At 64.9% G+C, this 20616-nt stretch carries 18 protein-coding genes and 1 tRNA gene; 14 read left to right on the forward strand and 5 right to left on the reverse strand.

The window, feature by feature from the left end; all coding sequences use genetic code 11:
• The first annotated feature begins 520 nt into the window (after positions 1–520).
• The 10 genes from NGM28_RS24845 to NGM28_RS24890 all read left to right on the forward strand — a co-directional run bounded on the left by NGM28_RS24845 (position 521) and on the right by NGM28_RS24890 (position 9166).
• Complete coding sequence (locus NGM28_RS24845; protein WP_240066598.1) at positions 521–2245, forward strand: tetratricopeptide repeat protein; 1725 nt, start codon at positions 521–523, stop codon at positions 2243–2245.
• Positions 2246–2248: 3 nt separating this feature from the next.
• Complete coding sequence (gene lolB / locus NGM28_RS24850; RefSeq protein ID WP_213659570.1) at positions 2249–2866, forward strand: lipoprotein insertase outer membrane protein LolB; 618 nt, start codon at positions 2249–2251, stop codon at positions 2864–2866.
• Positions 2867–2870: 4 nt separating this feature from the next.
• Complete coding sequence (gene ispE / locus NGM28_RS24855; RefSeq protein WP_252091957.1) at positions 2871–3731, forward strand: 4-(cytidine 5'-diphospho)-2-C-methyl-D-erythritol kinase; 861 nt, start codon at positions 2871–2873, stop codon at positions 3729–3731.
• A 20-nt stretch (positions 3732–3751) separates the two neighbouring features.
• Positions 3752–3826 (forward strand) — tRNA-Gln (locus NGM28_RS24860).
• 45 nt (positions 3827–3871) lie between these two features.
• Complete coding sequence (locus NGM28_RS24865) at positions 3872–4813, forward strand: ribose-phosphate pyrophosphokinase (protein WP_016391678.1); 942 nt, start codon at positions 3872–3874, stop codon at positions 4811–4813.
• A gap of 123 nt (positions 4814–4936) precedes the next feature.
• The gene (locus tag NGM28_RS24870; RefSeq protein ID WP_011532196.1) at positions 4937–5533 is read left to right on the forward strand and encodes a 50S ribosomal protein L25/general stress protein Ctc; all 597 of its coding nucleotides are present in this window, start codon (positions 4937–4939) and stop codon (positions 5531–5533) included.
• A 79-nt stretch (positions 5534–5612) separates the two neighbouring features.
• On the forward strand, positions 5613–6197 hold the full coding sequence (gene pth, locus NGM28_RS24875; RefSeq protein WP_213659568.1) for an aminoacyl-tRNA hydrolase: 585 nt from the start codon (positions 5613–5615) through the stop codon (positions 6195–6197).
• 22 nt (positions 6198–6219) lie between these two features.
• Positions 6220–7320 (forward strand): redox-regulated ATPase YchF, encoded by a 1101-nt coding sequence (gene ychF, locus NGM28_RS24880; RefSeq protein ID WP_252091960.1) that lies wholly within the window; start codon positions 6220–6222, stop codon positions 7318–7320.
• A 168-nt stretch (positions 7321–7488) separates the two neighbouring features.
• On the forward strand, positions 7489–7779 hold the full coding sequence (locus NGM28_RS24885) for a cupin domain-containing protein (RefSeq protein ID WP_252091962.1): 291 nt from the start codon (positions 7489–7491) through the stop codon (positions 7777–7779).
• 211 nt (positions 7780–7990) lie between these two features.
• On the forward strand, positions 7991–9166 hold the full coding sequence (locus NGM28_RS24890; protein WP_252091964.1) for an MFS transporter: 1176 nt from the start codon (positions 7991–7993) through the stop codon (positions 9164–9166).
• Here NGM28_RS24890 and NGM28_RS24895 read toward each other — a convergent pair.
• The 3 genes from NGM28_RS24895 to NGM28_RS24905 form a co-directional block, all read right to left on the reverse strand.
• On the reverse strand, positions 9144–10070 hold the full coding sequence (locus NGM28_RS24895) for a LysR substrate-binding domain-containing protein (RefSeq protein ID WP_252092005.1): 927 nt from the start codon (positions 10068–10070) through the stop codon (positions 9144–9146). The genes NGM28_RS24890 and NGM28_RS24895 overlap by 23 nt on opposite strands.
• Positions 10071–10184: 114 nt before the next feature.
• A complete protein-coding gene (gene ycaC, locus NGM28_RS24900) occupies positions 10185–10805 on the reverse strand; it encodes an isochorismate family cysteine hydrolase YcaC (RefSeq protein WP_240066617.1) in 621 nt (206 codons plus the stop codon).
• A gap of 35 nt (positions 10806–10840) precedes the next feature.
• Complete coding sequence (locus NGM28_RS24905) at positions 10841–11530, reverse strand: hydrolase (protein WP_252091966.1); 690 nt, start codon at positions 11528–11530, stop codon at positions 10841–10843.
• A gap of 541 nt (positions 11531–12071) precedes the next feature.
• Here NGM28_RS24905 and NGM28_RS24910 point away from each other — a divergent pair.
• The 4 genes from NGM28_RS24910 (at position 12072) to NGM28_RS24925 (ending at position 16883) form a co-directional block, all read left to right on the forward strand.
• On the forward strand, positions 12072–12461 hold the full coding sequence (locus tag NGM28_RS24910) for a YybH family protein (RefSeq protein WP_252091968.1): 390 nt from the start codon (positions 12072–12074) through the stop codon (positions 12459–12461).
• Between the two features lie 87 nt (positions 12462–12548).
• Positions 12549–14048: a purine-cytosine permease family protein gene (locus tag NGM28_RS24915; protein ID WP_252091970.1), complete on the forward strand. Its 1500-nt coding sequence runs from the start codon at positions 12549–12551 to the stop codon at positions 14046–14048.
• Between the two features lie 13 nt (positions 14049–14061).
• Complete coding sequence (locus NGM28_RS24920) at positions 14062–15492, forward strand: aldehyde dehydrogenase family protein (protein ID WP_252091972.1); 1431 nt, start codon at positions 14062–14064, stop codon at positions 15490–15492.
• Positions 15493–15665: 173 nt separating this feature from the next.
• The gene (locus NGM28_RS24925; protein ID WP_252091974.1) at positions 15666–16883 is read left to right on the forward strand and encodes a DUF3422 domain-containing protein; all 1218 of its coding nucleotides are present in this window, start codon (positions 15666–15668) and stop codon (positions 16881–16883) included.
• Positions 16884–16997: 114 nt separating this feature from the next.
• Here NGM28_RS24925 and NGM28_RS24930 read toward each other — a convergent pair whose 3' ends face one another.
• Together NGM28_RS24930 and ada are read right to left on the reverse strand one after the other, a co-directional pair.
• Positions 16998–19400 (reverse strand): DUF3772 domain-containing protein, encoded by a 2403-nt coding sequence (locus NGM28_RS24930; RefSeq protein ID WP_252091976.1) that lies wholly within the window; start codon positions 19398–19400, stop codon positions 16998–17000.
• Between the two features lie 54 nt (positions 19401–19454).
• Positions 19455–20513 carry a bifunctional DNA-binding transcriptional regulator/O6-methylguanine-DNA methyltransferase Ada gene (ada, locus tag NGM28_RS24935; protein ID WP_252091979.1) on the reverse strand — a complete coding sequence of 353 codons (1059 nt, stop codon included), beginning with the start codon at positions 20511–20513 and terminating at the stop codon, positions 19455–19457.
• Positions 20514–20616 lie beyond the last annotated feature (103 nt).

Below are 20616 nucleotides of genomic sequence, written 5' to 3' on the forward strand. Positions count from 1 at the left end.
AAATCAGATACTTAGAAAGCACGCATATCCATTTGGGTGTTCTTTTCAACTTGAACCATTCAAAAGTTGCGCAACTTCTTGCGCAGTGGTGGCAAAAAGTTGCGCAGTTGGCTGTACATGACGAATACCAAGGCCTGCATCGAACTATCCACACACTTATCCACATTTGAGTGCGCAACTTCTTGCACAGTTGACCGGAAAGTCAAAAACAAAAAAACGGTGGAAGCAATAGCGTTGTGTTGAGTGGGCCGGCCTCTTCGCCAGCAAGCTGGCTCCTACAGGTACGGTGCTGGGGCTGGGTACCTGTAGGAGCCGGCTTGCCGGCGAACCCAGACGACACCGACCGCCATAAGAAGCAACCGTTGACTAGCCTGTTGCCATGCCTGTGCACGAACCTCCCACGCCAGGCATTGTCCCTATGACCGAAGCCACGCTTCACACCACGACCTTCGCAGGTGGGTTTGCCATCGCGCTTGTGTCATCATGCTCCGACCGCCGGTTAGCCCTTCTAAAGCCTTCTATGAACAGACCCTACGCATTGCTGCTTGCCTTCGCCCTGCTCCAGGGCTGCCAAAGCCTGGCCCCGCAGAAGACGGACGACCAACCGCCCGCCGCCAACGCCGGCAAGAGCGCGGAAAAGCCCGTGGTGTATGGTTCGTTCACCCAAGACACGCTCTACAGCCTGCTGGTGGCCGAGCTGGCCGGCCAGCGCAACCGCTTCGACATCGCCCTGGCCAACTACGCCGACCAGGCGCAGAAAACCCAAGACCCTGGCGTCTCCGAGCGCGCCTACCGCATCGCCGAATACCTCGGCGCCGACGAGCCGGCCCTGGACAGCGCGCTGATCTGGGCCCGCAACGACCCGCAGAGCCTCGACGCCCAGCGCGCCGCGGCCATCCAGCTGGCCCGCGCCGGGCGCTACGACGACTCCATGGCGTACATGGAGAAAGTGCTGCAGGGCAAGGGCGACACCCACTTCGACTTCCTCGCGCTGTCCGCCGCCGAAACCGACCAGGCCACCCGTGACGGCCTGATGCAGAGCTTCGACCGCCTGCTGGTGAAGTACCCCGACAACGGCCAGCTGGTGTTCGGCAAGGCGCTGCTGCTGAACCAGGACGACAAGCCCGAACAGGCTCTTGAACTGCTGGAAAGCCACCCGGCGCAGAACGGCGAGATCGCTCCGATTCTGCTGCGCGCCCGCCTGCTGCAAGGGCTGGACCGTGGCCCGGAAGCGCTGCCGCTGCTGCGCGGGGCGATCCGCGACAACCCCGACGACAAGCGCCTGCACCTCACGTATGCGCGCACCCTGGTTGAGCAGGACCGCATCAACGATGCCAAGGCCGAGTTCGAAAGCCTGCTGCAGCAGTACCCGGAAGACGACGAGATCCGCTATTCCCTGGCCCTGGTGTGCCTGGAAACCAAGCAGTGGGATGAAGCCGAAGGCTACCTGCAGGAAATGGTCGAGCGCGACGCCAACACCGACGCCGCCCACCTGAACCTTGGGCGCATCCGCGAGGAGCGCCACCAGCCGGCTGCCGCCCTGCGCGAATACGCCTTGGTCGGCGCAGGCCCGGATTACCTGCCGGCGCAACTGCGCCAGGCCGACATCCTCATCGCCAATGGCCGCAGCGCGGAGGCCTCGCGCCTGCTCGCCGAAGCCCGCGAGGCGCAGCCCGACTACGCCATCCAGCTGTACCTGATCGAAGCCGAAAGCCTGGGCAACAATGGCAAGGAGGCCCAGGCCGCGCAGGTGCTGGAGCAGGCGATCAAGCGCTACCCGGACGACCTCAACCTGCTCTACACCCGCGCCATGCTCGCCGAGAAGCGCAATGACTTGGGGCAGATGGAAAAAGACCTGCGCGCCATCATTGCCCGCGAGCCGGAAAACGCCATGGCCCTCAACGCCCTGGGCTACACCCTGGCCGACCGCACCACCCGCTACACCGAGGCGAAAGCCCTGATCGACAAGGCCCACCAGCTGACCCCGGACGACCCGGCGGTGCTCGACAGCCTGGGCTGGGTCGCCTACCGCATGGGCAACCTCGACGAAGCCGAGCGCCAACTGCGCCAGGCCTTCGAACGCTTCCCCGACCATGAAGTCGCCGCCCACCTGGGCGAAGTGCTGTGGGCCAACGGCAAGCGCCGCGAAGCCCGCCAGGTCTGGGGCAAGGGCTTCGAGGCCCAACCCGACAGCCCCATCCTGCGCAAGACCCTCCTGCGCCTGACCGGATCCGAGAGCCTGTAAACCATGTTCCTGCGTCATTGCATCACCTTCACCCTCATCGCCCTGCTCGCCGGCTGCGCCGGCTTCGGTAGCAAGGAAGCCGTGCAAGGCCAGGGCAACCCGCAACTGTGGCGCCAGCACAAGCAACAGTTGAGCAGCCTCGACGGCTGGCAGATCAACGGCAAGGTCGGCATCCGCGCGCCCCGCGACTCGGGCAGCGGCACGCTGTTCTGGCTGCAGCGCCAGGACTACTACGACATCCGCCTGGCCGGCCCGCTCGGCCGTGGTGCCGCGCGCCTGACCGGCCGCCCCGGCGGGGTGATGCTGGAGGTGGCCAACCAGGGCCGCTTCGAAGCCGACAGCCCCGAAGCCCTGCTGGAAGAACAGCTCGGCTGGCGCCTGCCGGTGTCGCACCTGGTCTGGTGGGTGCGTGGCCTGCCCGCCCCGGACAGCAAGAGCCAGCTCACCCTCGACGGCGACAGCCGCCTGGCCCGCCTCACGCAGGATGGCTGGCAGGTCGAGTACCTCAGCTATATAGAGCAGAACGGCTACTGGCTGCCCGAGCGCCTGAAGCTGCACGGCGAGAACATCGACGTCACCCTGGTGGTCAAGGACTGGCAGCCGCGCCAGCTGGGGCACTGAGGCGATGGAAAAGCTCACCCTGCCGGCCCCGGCCAAGCTCAACCTGTGGTTGCACATCACCGGCCGCCGCGCCGACGGCTACCACGAGCTGGAAACCGTGTTCCAGTTCCTCGACCACGGCGACGAACTGAGCTTCTCGCTTCGCGAGGACGGGGTGATCCTGCTCCACAGCGAAATCGCCGACGTACCCCACGACAGCAACCTGATCGTGCGCGCCGCGCGCAAGCTCCAGGAACAGTCCGGCACCAAACTCGGCGCCGACATCTGGCTGCACAAGGTACTGCCCATGGGCGGCGGTATCGGTGGCGGCAGCTCCGACGCGGCGACCACCCTGCTGGCGCTCGCCCACCTGTGGCAACTCGACTGGAACGAGGATCGCCTGGCCGCGCTGGGCCTCGCGCTCGGTGCCGACGTGCCGGTGTTCGTGCGTGGCCACGCCGCGTTCGCCCAGGGTGTCGGCGAGCAACTGACCCCGGTCGACCCCGCCGAACCCTGGTATGTCGTGCTGGTGCCGCAAGTGTCTGTCAGCACAGCGGAAATTTTTTCGCATCCGGAGTTGACACGTGATTCTCTCCCCCTTAAGATGCGCCCCGTTCCCGAGGGAAACAGTCGAAATGACTGCCAACCGGTAGTAGAGCAACGTTACCCCGAAGTTCGCAATGCGCTGATTTCACTGGGTAAATTCACGGAAGCTCGAATGACCGGCACTGGAAGTTGTGTGTTTGGGGCCTTCCCAAGCAAAGCCGAAGCTGATAGAGTTCTGGCCCTTCTTTCAGAGACCCAAACAGGGTTTGTGGCGAAAGGAAGCAATGTTTCGATGTTGCATCGCAAGCTGCAAAGTCTGATCAAGAAGTCGAGTTCATAAGAATTCGCAGCAACAGATACAGGGGCGTCGCCAAGCGGTAAGGCAGCAGGTTTTGATCCTGCCATGCGTTGGTTCGAATCCAGCCGCCCCTGCCATTTCTTATACTCATCCAGGTTACCCTCAGCCTTCAGGTACTGCGCGTGTCCAAGATGATGGTCTTCACGGGGAATGCAAACCCCGATCTGGCTCGGCGTGTCGTACGTCAGCTGCATATTCCACTGGGTGACGTTTCTGTCGGTAAATTCTCCGACGGCGAAATCAGTGCTGAAATCAACGAAAATGTCCGCGGTAAAGACGTCTTCATCATTCAGCCCACCTGTGCCCCAACCAACGACAACCTGATGGAACTGGTGGTGATGGCAGATGCCTTCCGCCGCTCCTCAGCGTCGCGAATCACCGCCGTGATTCCCTACTTCGGATACGCCCGCCAGGACCGCCGTCCGCGTTCGGCACGTGTAGCCATCAGCGCCAAAGTCGTCGCTGACATGCTCACTGTCGTGGGTATCGACCGTGTACTCACCGTCGACCTGCACGCTGACCAGATCCAGGGTTTCTTCGATATCCCCGTCGACAACATCTACGGCTCGCCCGTACTGGTCGACGACATCGAAGACCAGCGTTTCGAGAACCTGATGATCGTTTCCCCGGACATCGGTGGTGTTGTGCGCGCACGCGCCGTCGCCAAGTCCCTGGGTGTCGATCTCGGGATCATCGACAAACGCCGCGAGAAGGCTAACCACTCCGAGGTTATGCACATCATCGGCGACGTCGAAGGACGCACCTGCATCCTGGTAGACGACATGGTCGACACCGCCGGCACCCTGTGCCACGCGGCCAAGGCCCTGAAAGAACACGGTGCCGCCAAGGTCTATGCCTACTGCACGCACCCTGTCCTGTCGGGCCGCGCGATCGAGAACATCGAGAAGTCGGTACTGGACGAGCTGGTGGTGACAAACACCGTGCCGCTGTCCGCCGCTGCTCAAGCCTGTGACCGTATCCGCCAGCTGGATATCGCACCGGTTGTCGCTGAAGCGGTACGCCGCATCAGCAACGAAGAATCGATCAGCGCGATGTTCCGCTAAGCGGAACACTCGCTGACGAAAAGCGCCCCGCCCCAACACTGGTTGTTGGGGCGGGGCTTTTTTGCCATCCCCGTCTGGCGCTGGTCGCAAACGCCTTTCGGGAGGCTATTTTGGAGAAACAAAATGACTGACTTCATCCTGAACGCCCAAGCGCGTACTGACCTGGGGAAAGGTGCGAGCCGCCGCCTGCGTCACTCCGCCAACATCCCTGCCGTTGTCTACGGTGGCGATAAAGAAGCCCAATCCCTGACCATCGTGGCCAAGGAAATCGCCAAGCTGTTCGAAAACGAAGCTGCCTTCAGCCACGTGATCGAACTGAACGTCGATGGCGCCAAGCAAAACGTCGTGGTCAAGGCCATGCAGCGTCACCCGGCCAAAGGCTTCATCATGCACGCCGACTTCGTTCGCGTCGTTGCTGGCCAGAAGCTGACCGCCAAGGTTCCAGTTCACTTCGTCGGCGAAGAAGCCCCGATCAAGAAAGGCGGCGAGATCTCGCACGTCGTTTCCGAAATCGAAGTGTCCTGCGAAGCCAAGGACCTGCCTGAGTTCATCGAAGTCGACCTGTCCAAGGCCGAAGTCGGCACCATCATCCACCTGTCGGACCTGAAAGCTCCGAAAGGCGTAGAGTTCGTTGCTCTGGCCCACGGTGATGACAAAGCTGTTGCCAACGTCCACGCCCCGCGCGTTGCCGCTGAAGCTGCTGAAGGCGCTGCCGAGTAATCCACTCGCACGCCGGCGTTGATCGGGTTACAGTGCCGCGCGCACCGTAACCCACCAACTCCAAGGAAGAGCCCCTGACGTGACCGCCATCCAGTTGATCGTCGGCCTGGGTAACCCCGGCCCCGAATACGAACAGACCCGGCATAACGCAGGGGCTCTTTTCGTTGAACGCCTTGCCAGTGCCCAGCGCGTGTCGCTGACCGCTGACAAGAAGTATTTTGGCCTGACGGCTAAGTTCAGCCATCAAGGCAACGATGTTCGTTTGCTGATCCCCACCACCTACATGAACCGTAGCGGCCAGTCCGTGGCGGCTCTGGCCAATTTCTTCCGCATCAAGCCGGAAGCGATCCTGGTGGCCCACGACGAACTCGACCTGCCCCCCGGCGTCGCCAAGCTCAAGAGAGGCGGCGGCCATGGCGGGCACAACGGCCTGCGCGACATCATCGCGCAGCTCGGCAACCAGAACGACTTCCACCGCCTGCGGCTTGGCATCGGCCACCCGGGCGACGCCAAACTGGTCTCCAACTTCGTCCTGGGTCGCGCGCCGCGCGCCGAGCAGGAGAAGCTCGACGCCAGCATCGATTTTGCCCTCGGCGTGATGCCCGACGTGCTTGCCGGCGACTTCGCCAAGGCGATGCGCGAACTGCACAGCCAGAAGGCCTGACACTTTAGAAAGGGGAATACCCATGGGTTTCAATTGCGGCATCGTCGGCCTGCCCAACGTCGGCAAGTCCACCCTGTTCAACGCCCTGACCAAGTCTGGCATCGCGGCGGAGAACTTCCCCTTCTGCACCATCGAGCCGAACAGCGGCATCGTGCCGATGCCCGACGCGCGCCTCAACGCGCTGGCCGAGATCGTCAAGCCGAACCGCATCCTCCCCACCACCATGGAATTCGTCGACATCGCCGGCCTGGTCGCCGGTGCCTCGAAGGGTGAAGGCCTGGGCAACAAGTTCCTCGCCAACATCCGCGAGACCGACGCCATCGCCCACGTGGTGCGCTGCTTCGAAGACGAGAACGTGATCCACGTCTCCAACAGCGTCGACCCCAAGCGCGACATCGAGATCATCGACCTCGAACTGATCTTCGCCGACCTCGACAGCTGCGAGAAGCAACTGCAGAAGGTCGCGCGCAACGCCAAGGGCGGCGACAAGGATGCCCTGGCGCAGAAGGCCATCCTGGAAAAACTGATCCCGCACTTCACCGAAGGCAAGCCGGCGCGCAGCCTGATGAAGCACATGGCTGACGACGAGAAGGCCGTGATCCGTGGCTTCCACCTGCTGACCAGCAAGCCGGTGATGTACATCGCCAACGTTGCCGAAGACGGCTTCGACAACAACCCGCACCTGGACGTGGTCAAGGCCATCGCCGAGGAAGAAGGCGCGGTCGTGGTGCCGGTGTGCAACAAGATCGAAGCCGAAATCGCCGAGCTGGACGAAGGCGAAGAGAAGGACATGTTCCTCGAGGCCCTGGGCCTGGAAGAGCCTGGCCTGAACCGCGTGATCCGCGCCGGCTACGAGCTGCTGAACCTGCAGACGTACTTCACCGCTGGCGTTCAGGAAGTACGTGCCTGGACCGTGCGCGTGGGTGCCACCGCACCGCAGGCGGCTGGCGTGATCCACACCGACTTCGAGAAAGGTTTCATCCGCGCCGAAGTGGTGGCCTATGACGACTTCATCCAGTTCAAGGGTGAAGGCGGTGCCAAGGAAGCTGGTAAGTGGCGCCTGGAAGGCAAGGACTACATCGTCAAGGACGGTGACGTGATGCACTTCCGCTTCAACGTCTGAGCCAACAGGCCACGATGGGAAAAGCCCCTTGAGCGTTCGCGTTCAAGGGGTTTTCTTTTTTCTGCGGCTTAGGTGAGCTTTTCGCTGACTGACTGCCAGCAGATTTGCATTTATCGCCCCCTGCGGCCCGGTCCAGGCTAGACGCTTTTGCGCAGACAGGACTCGCTCATGAAACACGCTCGCCCCCAGGCTATCCCTACCGTGCAGGTGGACACCGACGAGGTCATCGTCACCGAATGGCGCTTCGCTCCTGGCGCCGAAACCGGGCGTCACCTGCATGGCCATGACTATGTGGTGGTGCCAATGACCGACGGCACCTTGCTGCTGGAGACCCCGGAAGGTGAGAAACGGGCAGCACTGGTGGCGGGGCAGAGTTACTTCCGCAAGGCGGGGGTCGAGCATAACGTGATCAATGCCAGTGACCATGAGATCGTGTTCATCGAGACCGAATTGAAGTAGTTCATCTGTGCGGGGCGGTTCGCCGGCAAGCCGGCTCCTACAAGGACGGCGCCGCACCTTCACCCACCTTGCGCAACCGTCTACAATTCTTCCTGCTTGAACCGGGATAACCGAAGCACTGCCTCGAAACCCGATGGACCTGACCACTGCCGGTCAACCGTCGGGACAAATGGGTCCGGACCTTGGCCGGCCTGTTTATCGGAGGCAACACATGAACCCGCGTATCTGGCTGCTGGCCCTGGCGACATTCGTCACGGGCATGGCGGAAAACATCACGGTCGGCATCCTGCCGGCATTGGCCGATGGCCTGGACGTTCCGCTCGGCGTGGCCGGGCAGCTGACCACCGTCTTCTCCCTGAGCTTCGCCCTCGCCGCGCCCTTCTCTCCCCTGCTCACCACACGCCTGCCGTTGCGTGGCCTGCTGTGCGCCACGCTGGCGTTGTTCGCCCTGTGCAACCTGCTGGCGGCATGGGCGCCCGGTTATACCGCGCTGTTGATCGCCCGCATCGGCATGGCCGCGACCAGCGCACTGACCTGCCTGACCTGCACCTTGATGGCCACGCGCATGGCGCCTGAAGCCCTGCGCGGGCGCGCCATCGGGGTGATCTTCATGGGCATCTGCAGCTCGCTGATACTCGGTGTGCCAGCCGGCATGCTGCTGTGCGACGCCTTGGGCTGGCGCGGCGTGTTCGTCGGCCTGAGCGCACTGGCGGTGGCGGTACTGCTGATGGCCTGGCGTGGGCTGCCGACGCTGCCGAGCAACGAACGCATCGCCCTGGCCAGCTACGTGCGCCATCTGCGCGACAGCCGCCTGACGGCCGCGCAGGGGGTGTCGCTGTTGATGATCGCCGGGCATTTCACCGTGTTCGCCTACCTCGCCCCCTATGCCCAGCAGGTCGCCCACGTGCAGCCACACTGGCTGGCAGCGGTGTTCGCGGCATTCGGCATCGCCGGTGTCTCGGGCGGCTATATCGGTGGCTGGATGGCTGATCGACTGGGTGTGGCCAAGGCCATCCTGATAGCGCCTTTGCTGTACCTCGCCAGCCTGCTGGTGCTACCGCTGAGCGCAGGTACGCCATGGCTGTTCCTGCCGGCGATGATGCTCTGGGGCGGGTTGAGCTGGACCACCTCGCCGGTGGTGCAGAGCTACCTGGCCAAGCGTGGGGAGGAGACCTTCCCGGCAGGCATGAGCCTGAACATGTCGGCCATGCATCTGGGCGTCGGGCTGGGTTCGGCCATCGGCGGCGTGGTGATCACCGAAGCCACGCTGGCGGTCACGCCATGGGCCGGAGCGTTGCTGACAACCGTAGCGGCAGGGCTGGCGACCTGGGCGGCGAGCCTGCCCAAAGGCCATGCAGCCGGCATCAGCGAACGCGAACTGGCTTAGCCTGGGTGTGCTCCTGCTCGAACGCCTCGGCGAGAAAATCGATCAGCTTGCGCACCGCCGGCATCAGGCCGCGCCGGGAAGGGAACAGGGCCACCACCTCCCCTTCTCGGGGCACCCAGCCCTCGAGGGCGTGGACCAGCCGCCCGCTGGCAAGGTCAGCGCTCACCGCCTCTTCCGGCAGCAGCACCACGCCCACCCCCGCCAGGGCCCCCGCGCACAGCACCGCCAGGTCATCCGACACCACGCGCGGGCGGTGACGCACGCTGGCCTCGGTGCCCTCTGGCCCCTCCAGCATCCAGCTGTAGTCCTGCACGTTACCGCCCCAGCTCAGGCTTGGCAGCGTCGCCAGCTCCGCGGGCGACGCGGGGCGCCCGTGCTCAGCCAACAAGTCGGGTGAAGCCACCAGGCACTGCCGGCTCGGCGCGAGCCTACGCATGACCAGCTCACTGCTTTCCAGTGGCTGGTGCTGCACGCTCAGCACCAGGTCGAAGCCCTCGCCGATCACATCCACCCGGCGGTTGTAGCTTTTGACCAGCAACTCGACCACCGGGCATTGCGCCATGAAGTTCGCCAGCATCGGCGCCAGACGTGAATCGAGCAGCAGGGTACTGCTCGCCAGGCGCACGATGCCACGGGGTTCGCCGCGGTTGCGCTCGACCGCATCCTCGGCGGCAATCGCCTGTTCGAGCATGCCCAGGCAATGGCGGTAGTACTCCAGGCCCACTTCAGTGACCTGAAACTGCCGCGTGGAACGCTGGATCAGGCGCACGCCCAGCCGCTCCTCGAGCTTGGCCACGCGCCGGCTCAGGCGCGACTTGGGCAGGCCGAGGATACGCCCGGCAGACGCGAAGCCGCCGTACTCCACCACCTTGGCGTAGAGGTACAGGTCATTGAGGTCGAACATCGGCAACACTCGTCCACGGTTCACCGCTGCATCATCCGTCATGCGTCGAGGATCGTCACGGTGGTCGTGGCACCATGACCGGCCCGGGCCCCGACGAGGGGCCCAGGCACACAGTCACTTGGCCAGCTTGCTGTAGCTGGTCATCAGGTTGCGATAGTCGGGGATGTGGTTGGAGAACAAGGTGCCCAAGCCCTCGATATCGTTGCGCCAGTCACGGTGCAACTCGCAGGCCACGCCAAACCAGGTCATCAGTTGCGCGCCGGCAGCCTCCATGCGCCGCCAGGCCGAATCGCGGGTCAGCTCGTTGAAGGTACCGGAGGCGTCGGTGACCACGAACACGTCGAAACCTTCCTCCAGTGCCGACAGCGCCGGGAAGGCCACGCACACTTCCGTCACCACGCCCGCGATAATCAGTTGCTTCTTGCCGGTGGCCTTCACCGCCTTGACGAAGTCCTCGTTATCCCAGGCATTGATATTGCCGGGGCGGGCGATGTACGGCGCGTCCGGGAACTGCTCCTTGAGCTCGGGCACCAGCGGGCCGTTGGGGCCGGTTTCGAAGCTGGTGGTGAGCAGGGTCGGCAGCTTGAAGTACTTGGCCAGGTCCGCAAGTGCCAGTACGTTGTTCTTGAAACGATCAGGGTCGATGTCGCGCACCAGCGACAGCAGCCCGGTCTGGTGATCGACCAGCAGTACCGCGGCGTTGTTCTTGTCCAGGCGCTTGTATTGGAATGCCATGATGCTTCTCCTTGCGTGGATTGGAATGCGTGGGTTCAGTTGCGTTGCGAATCCAGCTGCTCGTGCTCGGTGACGACGGCCTGCGCCTTCGTGTAGCTCTCGATCAGCAGTTGGTAGTGCGGGAACACCGCGCTGTAGGCTTCGGCCCACTGGGCGGCATCCGGGCGGTTCCAGGTGCGTTGCACCTCGGAGCAGACGGCGGCGGTGTCCATCGGCACCACGCCGGCCTGGACCACCCGCGCCAGGGTCACTTCCTGGGCCATCTTGGAATAGGTGCCTGACGCATCGATGACCGCGAACACCTGGTAGCCGGCGGCCACCGCGCTGATGCTGGGGAAGGCCATGCACACGCTGGTGATGGTGCCGGCGATGATCAGTTGCTTGCGCCCGGTCGCTTTCACCGCGGCAACGAACTCGGGGTTGTCCCAGGCGTTGATCTCGCCTTTGCGGGCTACATACTTCGCGTGCGGCGCGGCCTCATGGATTTCCGGAATCAGCGGGCCGTTGGGCCCTTGCGGTACCGATGCAGTGGTGATGACGGGGATTTTCGCCAGGCTGGCGATCTTGGCCAGGGTGATGGCGTTGGCCCGCAGTTCGGTCATGGGCATGTCCTTGACCGTCTGGAACAGGCCGCTCTGGTGGTCGATCAGCAGCATCGTGGCGTTGTCGGGGTCGATGCGCGGCACCTGGCCTTCGAAGTTGGCGGCTTGCGAGAAATTGCTCATCGTTCTCTCCTCTATGATTTGGAGAACAGGCCATCCTGGCCGATGCGGTCGGGCCGCGCCCCACAACTCCACCGTGGGGATTAACAGAGTAGGCAACGCAGGCTGAACGAAGCGACCGTCAGTCGGCGGGCCATGGCAGATGCCCGTGCGGCCTGTGGCCAGGCGGGCGGCAGGACCAACGGTAGAGAGGAGAGACGCCGGCCGGTAGGCCCATGGGTGAACCCTCAGCGTTGCGCTGGGGGAACGATGATGGATGTAAAGCGGTGCGGCTGTCCGCGAGCACGGGGCAAGCTGATCTGGCACGACCTCTGTAGGAGCGGCTTTAGCCGCGATCATCCGCGAAGCGGATGCCAGGTACCGTGATACCCGCATCGCGGCTAAAGCCGCTCCTACAGAGAGCTCCGTTTCCTGGGCAGGAACTCGCCCATGCATTGGTTCACGATTTCCTGAACTGATTATTTGTCCACAGCGATTTTTCCCTCTGCCCACCCCCACCAGAATCGCTTCACCAACAATCACAATAAACCGTGAGGCCACTCCTGTGGACCAGACACTCCAGGTACGGCAAGCCGCCGCCGACCTCGTCGCCGCCTTCGCCAGCAACGACACCGCCCGTTACTTCGCCTGTTTCAGCGAAGACGCCACCTTCCTTTTCCATACTGTGCCGCAACCGCTGCTGTCGCGCCGCGCCTATGAAGATCTCTGGGCGAGCTGGCAGGCCGGCGGCTTCGCGGTGCTCGGCTGCGAATCCAGCAACGCGCAGGTGAGCCTGCAGGGCGACCTGGCCATCTTCATGCACGACGTGGCCACGCGCCTGCGCGTCGCCGGTGAAGTGCTCGACCTGAACGAGCGCGAGACCATCGTCTTCCGCCTGCACGGCGAACGCTGGCTGGCCTGCCACGAGCACCTGTCGGTCGTCTCGCCAAGCTGATCTCTTTCCAAGCGGCCCTGCCGCACTGCCATCGCACCCACAACAAGGCCGCCCGACGGCTGACAACATTCGCGCTGGAGCACCCCCATGAGCCACTCGACCGGTATCGAGACCAATGGTGTCGAACAGATCCCCGACGATCAACGCGACGCTTCCCCGCTTGACCTGTTCCGCCTGATCTTCGGCGGCGCCAACACCTTCGCCACCGCGGTGCTGGGCAGTTTCCCGGTACTGTTCGGGCTGTCGTTCCAGGCCGGGGTCTGGGCGATCCTGCTCGGCGTCGGCGTGGGCGCGCTGATCCTCGCGCCCATGGGCCTGTTCGGCGCGCTCAACGGCACCAACAACGCGGTGTCGTCCGGCGCGCACTTCGGCGTGCACGGGCGTATCGTCGGTTCGTTCCTGTCACTGCTCACCGCCGTGGCGTTCTTCTCACTGTCGGTGTGGAGTTCGGGCGACGCCTTGGTTGGCGGCGCCAAGCGCCTGGTCGGCCTGCCGGAAAACGACCTCACCCTGGGCCTGGCCTATGGCCTGTTCGCGGTACTGGTGCTGGTGGTGTGCATCTTCGGTTTCCGCTTCATGCTGTGGGTCAACAAGATCGCGGTGTGGGCCTCCAGCCTGCTGTTCCTGCTGGGCATCTTCGCCTTCGCCGGGCCCTTCGACGCAGGCTACGCTGGCAGCGTCAGCCTCGGCCAGGCGGGCTTCTGGGCGGCATTCGTCGGTGCGGCGATCCTGGCCATGAGCAACCCGGTGTCGTTCGGCGCTTTCCTCGGCGACTGGTCGCGCTACATCCCGCGCGAAACGCCCAAGTCGCGCATCATGCTGGCGGTGATCCTCGCCCAGGCCGCCACGTTGATCCCGTTCCTGTTTGGCCTGTGCACCGCCACCCTGGTGGCCAGCCAGGCGCCGGACTACATCGCCGCCAACAACTACGTCGGTGGCCTGCTGGCGATCTCGCCGGGCTGGTTCTTCCTGCCGGTGTGCCTGATCGCGGTGATCGGCGGCATGTCCACCGGTACCACGGCGCTGTATGGCACCGGCCTGGACATGTCCAGCGTGTTCCCGCGCCTGCTCAGCCGCGCCGCCGCCACCCTGCTGATCGGTGTGCTGGCCATCGGCTTCATCTTCGTCGGCCGCTTCACCTTCAACCTGGTGCAGAGCGTGTCGACCTTCGCCGTGTTGATCATCACCTGCACCAGCCCGTGGATGGTGATCATGATCCTCGGCCTGATCACCCGTCGCGGTTTCTATCACGCCGACGACCTGCAGGTGTTCACCCGCGGCCAGCAAGGTGGCCACTACTGGTTCGACCACGGTTGGAACTGGCGCGGCATGGGTGCGTGGATCCCCAGCGCGGTGGTCGGCCTGTGCTTCGTCAACCTGCCGGGGCAGTTCGTCGGCCCGCTGGGTGAACTGGCTGGCGGCATCGACCTGAGCCTGCCGGTGACCCTGGGTATCGCCGCCGTGCTGTACCCGATCCTGCTCAACCTGTTCCCCGAACCCGCTGGCGTGTATGGCCCCCGGGGCCCGCGCTGGGTGCGCTGCAAAAGCACGCCCGTGAAGCCCGTGACCACCGCCGAAATGGCCTGACTGGAATCCGACCATGACCACACCTCACTACATCGACGGCCGCTGGGTCGAAGGCCAGGGCAGCGACTGCATCGTTGTCCACAACCCATCCGACGGCCAGCCGTTCGCCGAACTGACAGCCGCCAGCACCGACCAGGTCGACCAGGCCGTGGCCGCCGCGCGCCGCGCCCTGGCCTCCTGGAAGACCGTCAGCGCAGCCGAGCGCGCCACCTACCTGCGCGGTTTCGCCGAGCAGTTGGGCCAACGCCGCGATGAGCTGATCGCCCTGCAGATGCGCAACAACGGCAAGCCGCGCCACGAAGCTGAGATCGACCTGGACGACGCCATCGCCACCTTCGCCTACTACGCCGAGCTGGCCGAGCAATTGCCGGCGAAAAACCGCGACGTGCCCCTGGCCGCGCCGGGCTTTACCGCCCGCACCCGCCTGGAACCTGTTGGCGTCGTCGGCCTGATCGTACCGTGGAACTTCCCGCTGGTGACCAGCGCCTGGAAGCTCGCCCCGGCCCTCGCGGCGGGCTGCACCGTGGTGCTCAAACCCTCCGAAGTCACCCCGCTGATCGAACAGGCCTACGGCCAGATCGCCGAGCAGCTGGGCCTGCCGGCCGGCGTGCTGAACATCGTCAACGGCAAGGCCGAGACCGGCGCCGCCCTGAGTGGCCACAACGGCCTGGACAAGCTTTCGTTCACCGGCAGCAATGGCGTCGGCAGCCAGGTGATGCGCGCCGCAGCGGCCCAGTGCCGGCCGGTGACCCTGGAGCTGGGCGGCAAGTCGGCCATCGTGGTGTTCGATGATTGCGATGTGGATCAGGCGGTGGAGTGGATCGTCGCCGGCATTACCTGGAACGCTGGGCAGATGTGCTCGGCCACCTCGCGGCTGCTGTTGCAGGAGGGCATTGCCAACGCGCTGCTGCCGCGCTTGCAGGCAGCGCTGGAGGCGTTGCGCGTGGGCAACCCGCTCACTGAGGAAGTCGACATGGGGCCGCTGACCAGCCAGGCGCAGTGGCTCAAGGTGGCCGGCTATTTCGCCACTGCCCGCGAAGAAGGCCTGAAGTGCCTGGCCGGCGGCAAGGCGCTGGACCGTGACGGCTGGTTCGTCAGCCCGACGCTGTATGTGGAGGTGCCCGAGAGCAGCCGCCTGTGGGGCGAGGAGATCTTCGGGCCGGTGCTGTGCGCACGGCGTTTCAGCACCGAAGCCGAAGCCATCACCCAAGCCAACGACAGCCGCTTCGGCCTGGTGGCCACCGTCTGCTCCGCCGACCTGGAACGCGCCGAGCGCGTGGCCGACGCACTGGAGGTCGGGCATGTGTGGATCAACTCGGTGCAGGCGGTGTTCGTCGAAACTTCGTGGGGTGGCACCAAGGGCAGTGGGATCGGGCGTGAGCTGGGGCCCTGGGGGTTGTCGGGGTATCAGTCGGTGAAGCATGTGACGCGGTGCCTGGGCTGAGGGCGTAATCCCGCCTTCGCCTGTTCCGGCCCCTTCGCCGGCAAGGCCGGCTCCTACAGTCGCCACGTTCATTGTAGGAGCCGGCCTTGTCGGCGAATGAGCCGTGACTTTTCCCCTCCGCCGCGAAGTCCCACCTCCTGGTAGCCCCACAATCACAACACCAGGCCAGCCCCATGCACCCTCTTCGCACCGCCCTGCACAACGAACTGCACGCCCGCCCGTCGCTGTATTTCGACGACCCTGCCCACGTCCACCACCTCGCCCTGCTCGGCGGCGAGGCCGACTGCCGGGCCCTGCTGCAACGCTGTTGCCCCGAGGCCCTCGACACCCAGGCTGCACAGGGCATCACCCGGCTCGACGGCCACCCGTTCAAGTGGGAGCGGCACGCTGAGTTTTTCACCCTCACCCTGGTGGTGCCCTGCGCCAGCCACGACAGCGACTGGCAGCCTCTACCCGCCGCGCTCGCCGAGGCCATCGCCCCGCAGGCGGCGCAAGTGATCAACGCCGTGCAGGTGCTGGTGCGCGACGAACAGGGCCTGGACCTCGCCCGCTACGGTTTCAAGGACCCGTGCGGCTCCAGTGTCGGCGGTGGCGATGCGGTGGTGTGGAGCGATTTCCGCCTCACCGAAGACGGCACCAACCGCTTGCTGTTCATCAACCGTCGGCTCAACGCCTACCGCCAGGGCCGCATGATCCGCCGCCTGTTGGAGATCGAGACCTATCGCATGATGGCCTCGCTGACCCTGGACACGGCCAAGGCCCTGGGCCAGGAGCTGGATGGTTTCGACAAGACCCTGGTCAGCCTCTCCGAAGGCAGCACCAATGTTGCGCCCCACGACTCCAAATCCCTGCTCGAAGCCATCGCCCACCTGTCGCGCCAGGTGGTGGATCGCACGGTACAGACCCGCCACCGCTTCGGCGCCAGCCAGGCCTATGCGCAACTGGTGTTCGAGCGCCTGGGCGAACTGCGCGAAAGCCATGTCGCCGACTGCCAGCGCCTGGGGGTGTTCATCGAGCGGCGCTTCAAGCCGACCCTGCGCTACTGCATGGCCACCGAGCAACGGCTGGAACAACTTGCGAAGAACGTCGCCAACCTGGGCGACCTGCTGCAGGCGCGGGTGCAGGTGGAAATGGAAGAGCAGAACGCCGAGATCCTGCGCAGCCTCAATGCCCGGGCTGATGCCCAGGTGAAGATCCAGCGGGCGGTGGAAGGCTTGTCGATCATTGCGATCACCTACTACCTGTTGAACCTGTTCAAGCTGCTGTATGGCGGGTTGAATGTGCTGGGGGCGGGGTTGACGGCACGGGAGGCCCTGCTAGGGATGGCACCAGTGGCAGGGCTGTTGCTGCTGGTGATCCTGCTGAGGATTCGAAAGGCCAAGCAGCATTGAGTACCAATGGGGCGCTTTGCGCCCATCGCGGGTAAACCTGCTCCTACAGGGGCAGCGTTGAGCCTGTAGGAGCGGGTTTACCCGCGATGGGCTGCAAAGCAGCTCCAACGGGCATCAAGCGGACTCGTCGGCCGCCCGCCCGCTCTCCTGCACCAACACCATGCTCTGCGGCGAAGACAGGGCAATGCCCTCCTCGCGCAAGCGCCCGAGGATGGTGAACAGCAGGTCGCTGCGCGTGCTCGATACCTGCCGAGGCGAAGCCACATAGCCACTCACCCCGATCACCATGCCACTGCTTGTCAGGTCCTTGAACGTCACCGACGTGGCCGGCGCATCGAGGATCGACTCGTGTTCCTTGTACGCTGCCAGCAGCACCTCGCGCACTTTCCCGGGGTCGGTTTCCAACGGCAGCGTCAAGGTGACGCTGACTACCCCGAGGGCGTTGGCCATGGTCACGTTGCGCACGTTCTGCGAGATGAACTGCGAGTTGGGCACGATCACTGTCGAACGGTCGGACATCTGGATCTCGGTGGCGCGCACGTTGATCCGGCGAATATCACCTTCGACACCGGCCAGGCTGACCCAGTCGCCCACCTTCACCGGGCGCTCCGTAAGCAGGATCAGGCCGGAAATGAAGTTCTGCACGATCTGCTGCAAACCAAAACCGATACCCACCGACAGCGCACTGACCACCCAGGTCAGGCTGGTCAGGTTGATGTGCAGGGTGGACATCACCAGCATGGCCAGGAACAGGAAGCCGAGGTAGCCGACCAGGGTCACCAGCGAGGCGCGCATGCCGGCGTCCATGTCGGTTTCCGGCAGCAGGCGCTCGCTCAGCCAGCGCTTGACCACGCGGATGGCGAACCAGCCGCCGAGGAAGATCGCCACGGCCAGGAAGATGTCCTGGGGCACGATGTTGAGGTTGCCGAGTACCTTGCCGCCGGTGCCGTCCCAGTCCGCCAGGCTCAGCAGCAGCTCGCCCGGGCTGGTGCCCGAAGGCATGAACACCAGCAACGCGGCGGCGAACAGCAGCAGCGTGCGGCCGATACCCGCCAGCACCGTGCTGGCCTGGGCCTGGTGCCGTTGCTGCAGGCCCAGGGCCGAGGCCAGGGCCAGGCCACCCGGCTGGCGAGGGGACAGCAACGTTTCGCACAAGTCGCCGAACACCGTGACCAGCAGGTAGGCGCAGGTCACCACCACGCTGATCCACAGCAACTTGGCGGTGAGGAAGTACGCCAGCGTCAGGTAGCCAGCCAGCAGCGTCAACAGGATCGCCACCACCCACACCACGATCACGAACGGGATCAGCCCGGCCAGCCCTTTCGGACGCTCCAGGTCATGCAGACGATGGGCGCGGCGATAGCGCAGCAGGGCCACGACAAACAGCAACGACACCACCAGCGCGGTTACGCCGTTGGTGGCCAGGGTCAACGCCAGGCTGGTACCGATCACGCTGTTGATGCGCTCCTGGGTGAGCAGCACCATCAGCGCCAGGGCCAGGGCCTTGGGGAACCAGCCCAGGGCGCTGGCCACTTCGTCGGCGATGGGTGGCAAGCGCCAGGATGGGCGCTGCAGCATCAGCATGGCGCGGCCCAGGCCGGAGATGAAGGCGCTGAACACCACGAGGGCGAGGATGTGGTTAGTCAAGCTGGCGAGGTCGGGGCCCAGGTCGGCGCTGCTTTCCAGGCCCCAGCGCAGCAACGACACCGAACCGGAGATGGTGCCCAGGGTCGCCAGGCTGACACTCAGCGCCAGGGCGCTGCGGCGCAGCCGGCCTTCGGGCAGCCAGCGAATCATCGCATCGGCCAGCAGCCGCTCGAGCACCCGGCGCACCAGGGTCCAGACCAGCACGGCGGCGACCAGGGCGGTGATGAACCACCAGCGGTGCTCGGCGCTGAAGGCACTGGCCATGGCGTCCGACGCCTCGCCGCGCAGGTCGCGCAGGCGGGCCACGTCGTCGTCGGTAGGGCGGATCAGGCTCGACCAGAACGCCGGGCTCAACGGGCTGGCGGCGCGGCTGGTGATCTGCGAGTTGAACAGGCTGCGGCGCAGGTTGACGATTTGGGTGGACAGGTCACGGGCCGACTGGGCCAGCGTGGTGGCGTCCTTCTGCTCGGCCAGTACTTCGTTTTTTTCGTCGGTGAGCTGCTTGCGCTGGCGGGTCAGGCTCAGGGCCTCTTCCGGCATCTGCGGGCCGAGCACGTTGAGCTGGTCGTCCAGGCGTTGCACGTCGGCGGTGCGCTGGGTGACCAGCACATCGGCCTGACGCTGCACCTGCAGAGCCGACTGGCGCAACTGCGCGAGCAGGTCGTCGTTGGCATTGCTGGTGACGCCCTGGCGGATCTGGTCGAGCCGTTCGCTCAACTCCTCCAGGCCAGCGTTCTCGTCCAGTACCTGCTGTTCGGCCACGGCCAGGCGCGACACCGGCGTGGCCGGCTGGGCCCAGGCGGGCACGGCCACGCACAACAGCAGGGCCAGAAGCCCCGCATAAAATCGGTCAAGGCTGACACGCCTCATCGAATGTTCCTCTATACAACTCGACAGGGCGTGAATTCTACGCGGTCCGGGCGCTTAAGAGAGTGCCGTTTCTCGGTCCAGCAGCTGCCGTTTGCGTTCAACGCCCCAACGGTAGCCGCTGAGGTCGCCGTCGCGGCGCACCACCCGGTGGCAGGGGATGGCCACGGCGATGTGGTTGGCCGCGCAGGCCTGGGCCACCGCCCTGAACGCCTTGGGCGCGCCGATGCGCTCGGCGATGTCGGTATAACTCACCCGGGTGCCCGCCGGCACCTCGCGCAACGCCTGCCAGACCCGCTCCTGGAAGGCCGTGCCCTGCACGTCCAGCGGCAGGGCCAGCCCCAGCGCCGGGGCTTCGACGAAGCCCACCACTTCGGCGACCAGCCGTTCGAAGCCGGTATCGCCGCCGATCAATCGCGCCTTGGGGAACTGGTCCTGCAGTTCGTCGAGCAATGGCTCGGGCTCGTCACCCAGCAGGATCGCGCAGATGCCCCGCTGGCTCTGGGCGACCAGGATCGCCCCCAGCGAACACTGCCCCAGGGCAAAGTGAATGGTCGCGCCCTCTCCGCCCGCACGGTACTCACGCGGGCGCATGCCCAGGCGTTCAGCGGCGCTTTCGTAGAAGCGGCTGTTGGAGTTGTAGCCGGCGTCGTAGATGGCTTCAGTGACACTGGGGGCATTGTCCAGGCGCTCGCGCAGGCGCCGGGCACGGAACGCCGAGGCGTAAGCCTTGGGCGTCAGGCCGGTTTCGGCCTTGAACAGACGGTGCAGATGGAAAGGGCTGAGGTTCAGCGCCGCACCCAACTGGTCGAGGTTGGGCGCGGGGTCGCTGGCTTCGATCAGGCGGCAGGCGCGGGCCACCAGGTCGCTATGGCGCATGGCCTGGGTACCCCCTGCACAGCGCTTGCAGGCCCGATAGCCGGCGGCTTCGGCCTGGGCGGCGTCGGTGAAGAACTCGACATTCTCGCGCTTGGCCTGGCGCGACTTGCACGCTGGCTGGCAATACACCCCGGTGGTGCGCACGGCATAGACGAAATGGCCGGTGGCGGCGGTGTCGCGGGATTGCACGGCCTGCCAACGGGCGGCTTCGGTGGTGTAGGTCGGGACGGGGTTCATGGCGTCTCTCCAGGCGTCGATAGGTTCAGCCTGACAGCAGTGGCTGGCGCGATCACTCCGATTCTTGCAGGTAATTCATCTAGTGGCTGGTTCGCCGGCAAGC

This window comes from Pseudomonas sp. MWU13-3659 (assembly GCF_023757525.1).
Classification (GTDB): Bacteria; Pseudomonadota; Gammaproteobacteria; order Pseudomonadales; family Pseudomonadaceae; genus Aquipseudomonas; species Aquipseudomonas entomophila_E.

Coding starts and splice junctions, on each gene's coding strand:
- NGM28_RS24870 (WP_011532196.1), top strand. CDS start 4,937: ATGACTGACTTCATCCTGAACGCCCAAGCGCGTACTGACCTGGGGAAA.
- NGM28_RS24885 (WP_252091962.1), top strand. CDS start 7,489: ATGAAACACGCTCGCCCCCAGGCTATCCCTACCGTGCAGGTGGACACC.
- NGM28_RS24915 (WP_252091970.1), top strand. CDS start 12,549: ATGAGCCACTCGACCGGTATCGAGACCAATGGTGTCGAACAGATCCCC.
- NGM28_RS24890 (WP_252091964.1), top strand. CDS start 7,991: ATGAACCCGCGTATCTGGCTGCTGGCCCTGGCGACATTCGTCACGGGC.
- NGM28_RS24895 (WP_252092005.1), bottom strand. CDS start 10,070: ATGTTCGACCTCAATGACCTGTACCTCTACGCCAAGGTGGTGGAGTAC.
- ycaC (WP_240066617.1), bottom strand. CDS start 10,805: ATGGCATTCCAATACAAGCGCCTGGACAAGAACAACGCCGCGGTACTG.
- ispE (WP_252091957.1), top strand. CDS start 2,871: ATGGAAAAGCTCACCCTGCCGGCCCCGGCCAAGCTCAACCTGTGGTTG.
- NGM28_RS24920 (WP_252091972.1), top strand. CDS start 14,062: ATGACCACACCTCACTACATCGACGGCCGCTGGGTCGAAGGCCAGGGC.
- lolB (WP_213659570.1), top strand. CDS start 2,249: ATGTTCCTGCGTCATTGCATCACCTTCACCCTCATCGCCCTGCTCGCC.
- NGM28_RS24930 (WP_252091976.1), bottom strand. CDS start 19,400: ATGAGGCGTGTCAGCCTTGACCGATTTTATGCGGGGCTTCTGGCCCTG.
- NGM28_RS24925 (WP_252091974.1), top strand. CDS start 15,666: ATGCACCCTCTTCGCACCGCCCTGCACAACGAACTGCACGCCCGCCCG.
- NGM28_RS24845 (WP_240066598.1), top strand. CDS start 521: ATGAACAGACCCTACGCATTGCTGCTTGCCTTCGCCCTGCTCCAGGGC.
- ada (WP_252091979.1), bottom strand. CDS start 20,513: ATGAACCCCGTCCCGACCTACACCACCGAAGCCGCCCGTTGGCAGGCC.
- NGM28_RS24905 (WP_252091966.1), bottom strand. CDS start 11,530: ATGAGCAATTTCTCGCAAGCCGCCAACTTCGAAGGCCAGGTGCCGCGC.
- ychF (WP_252091960.1), top strand. CDS start 6,220: ATGGGTTTCAATTGCGGCATCGTCGGCCTGCCCAACGTCGGCAAGTCC.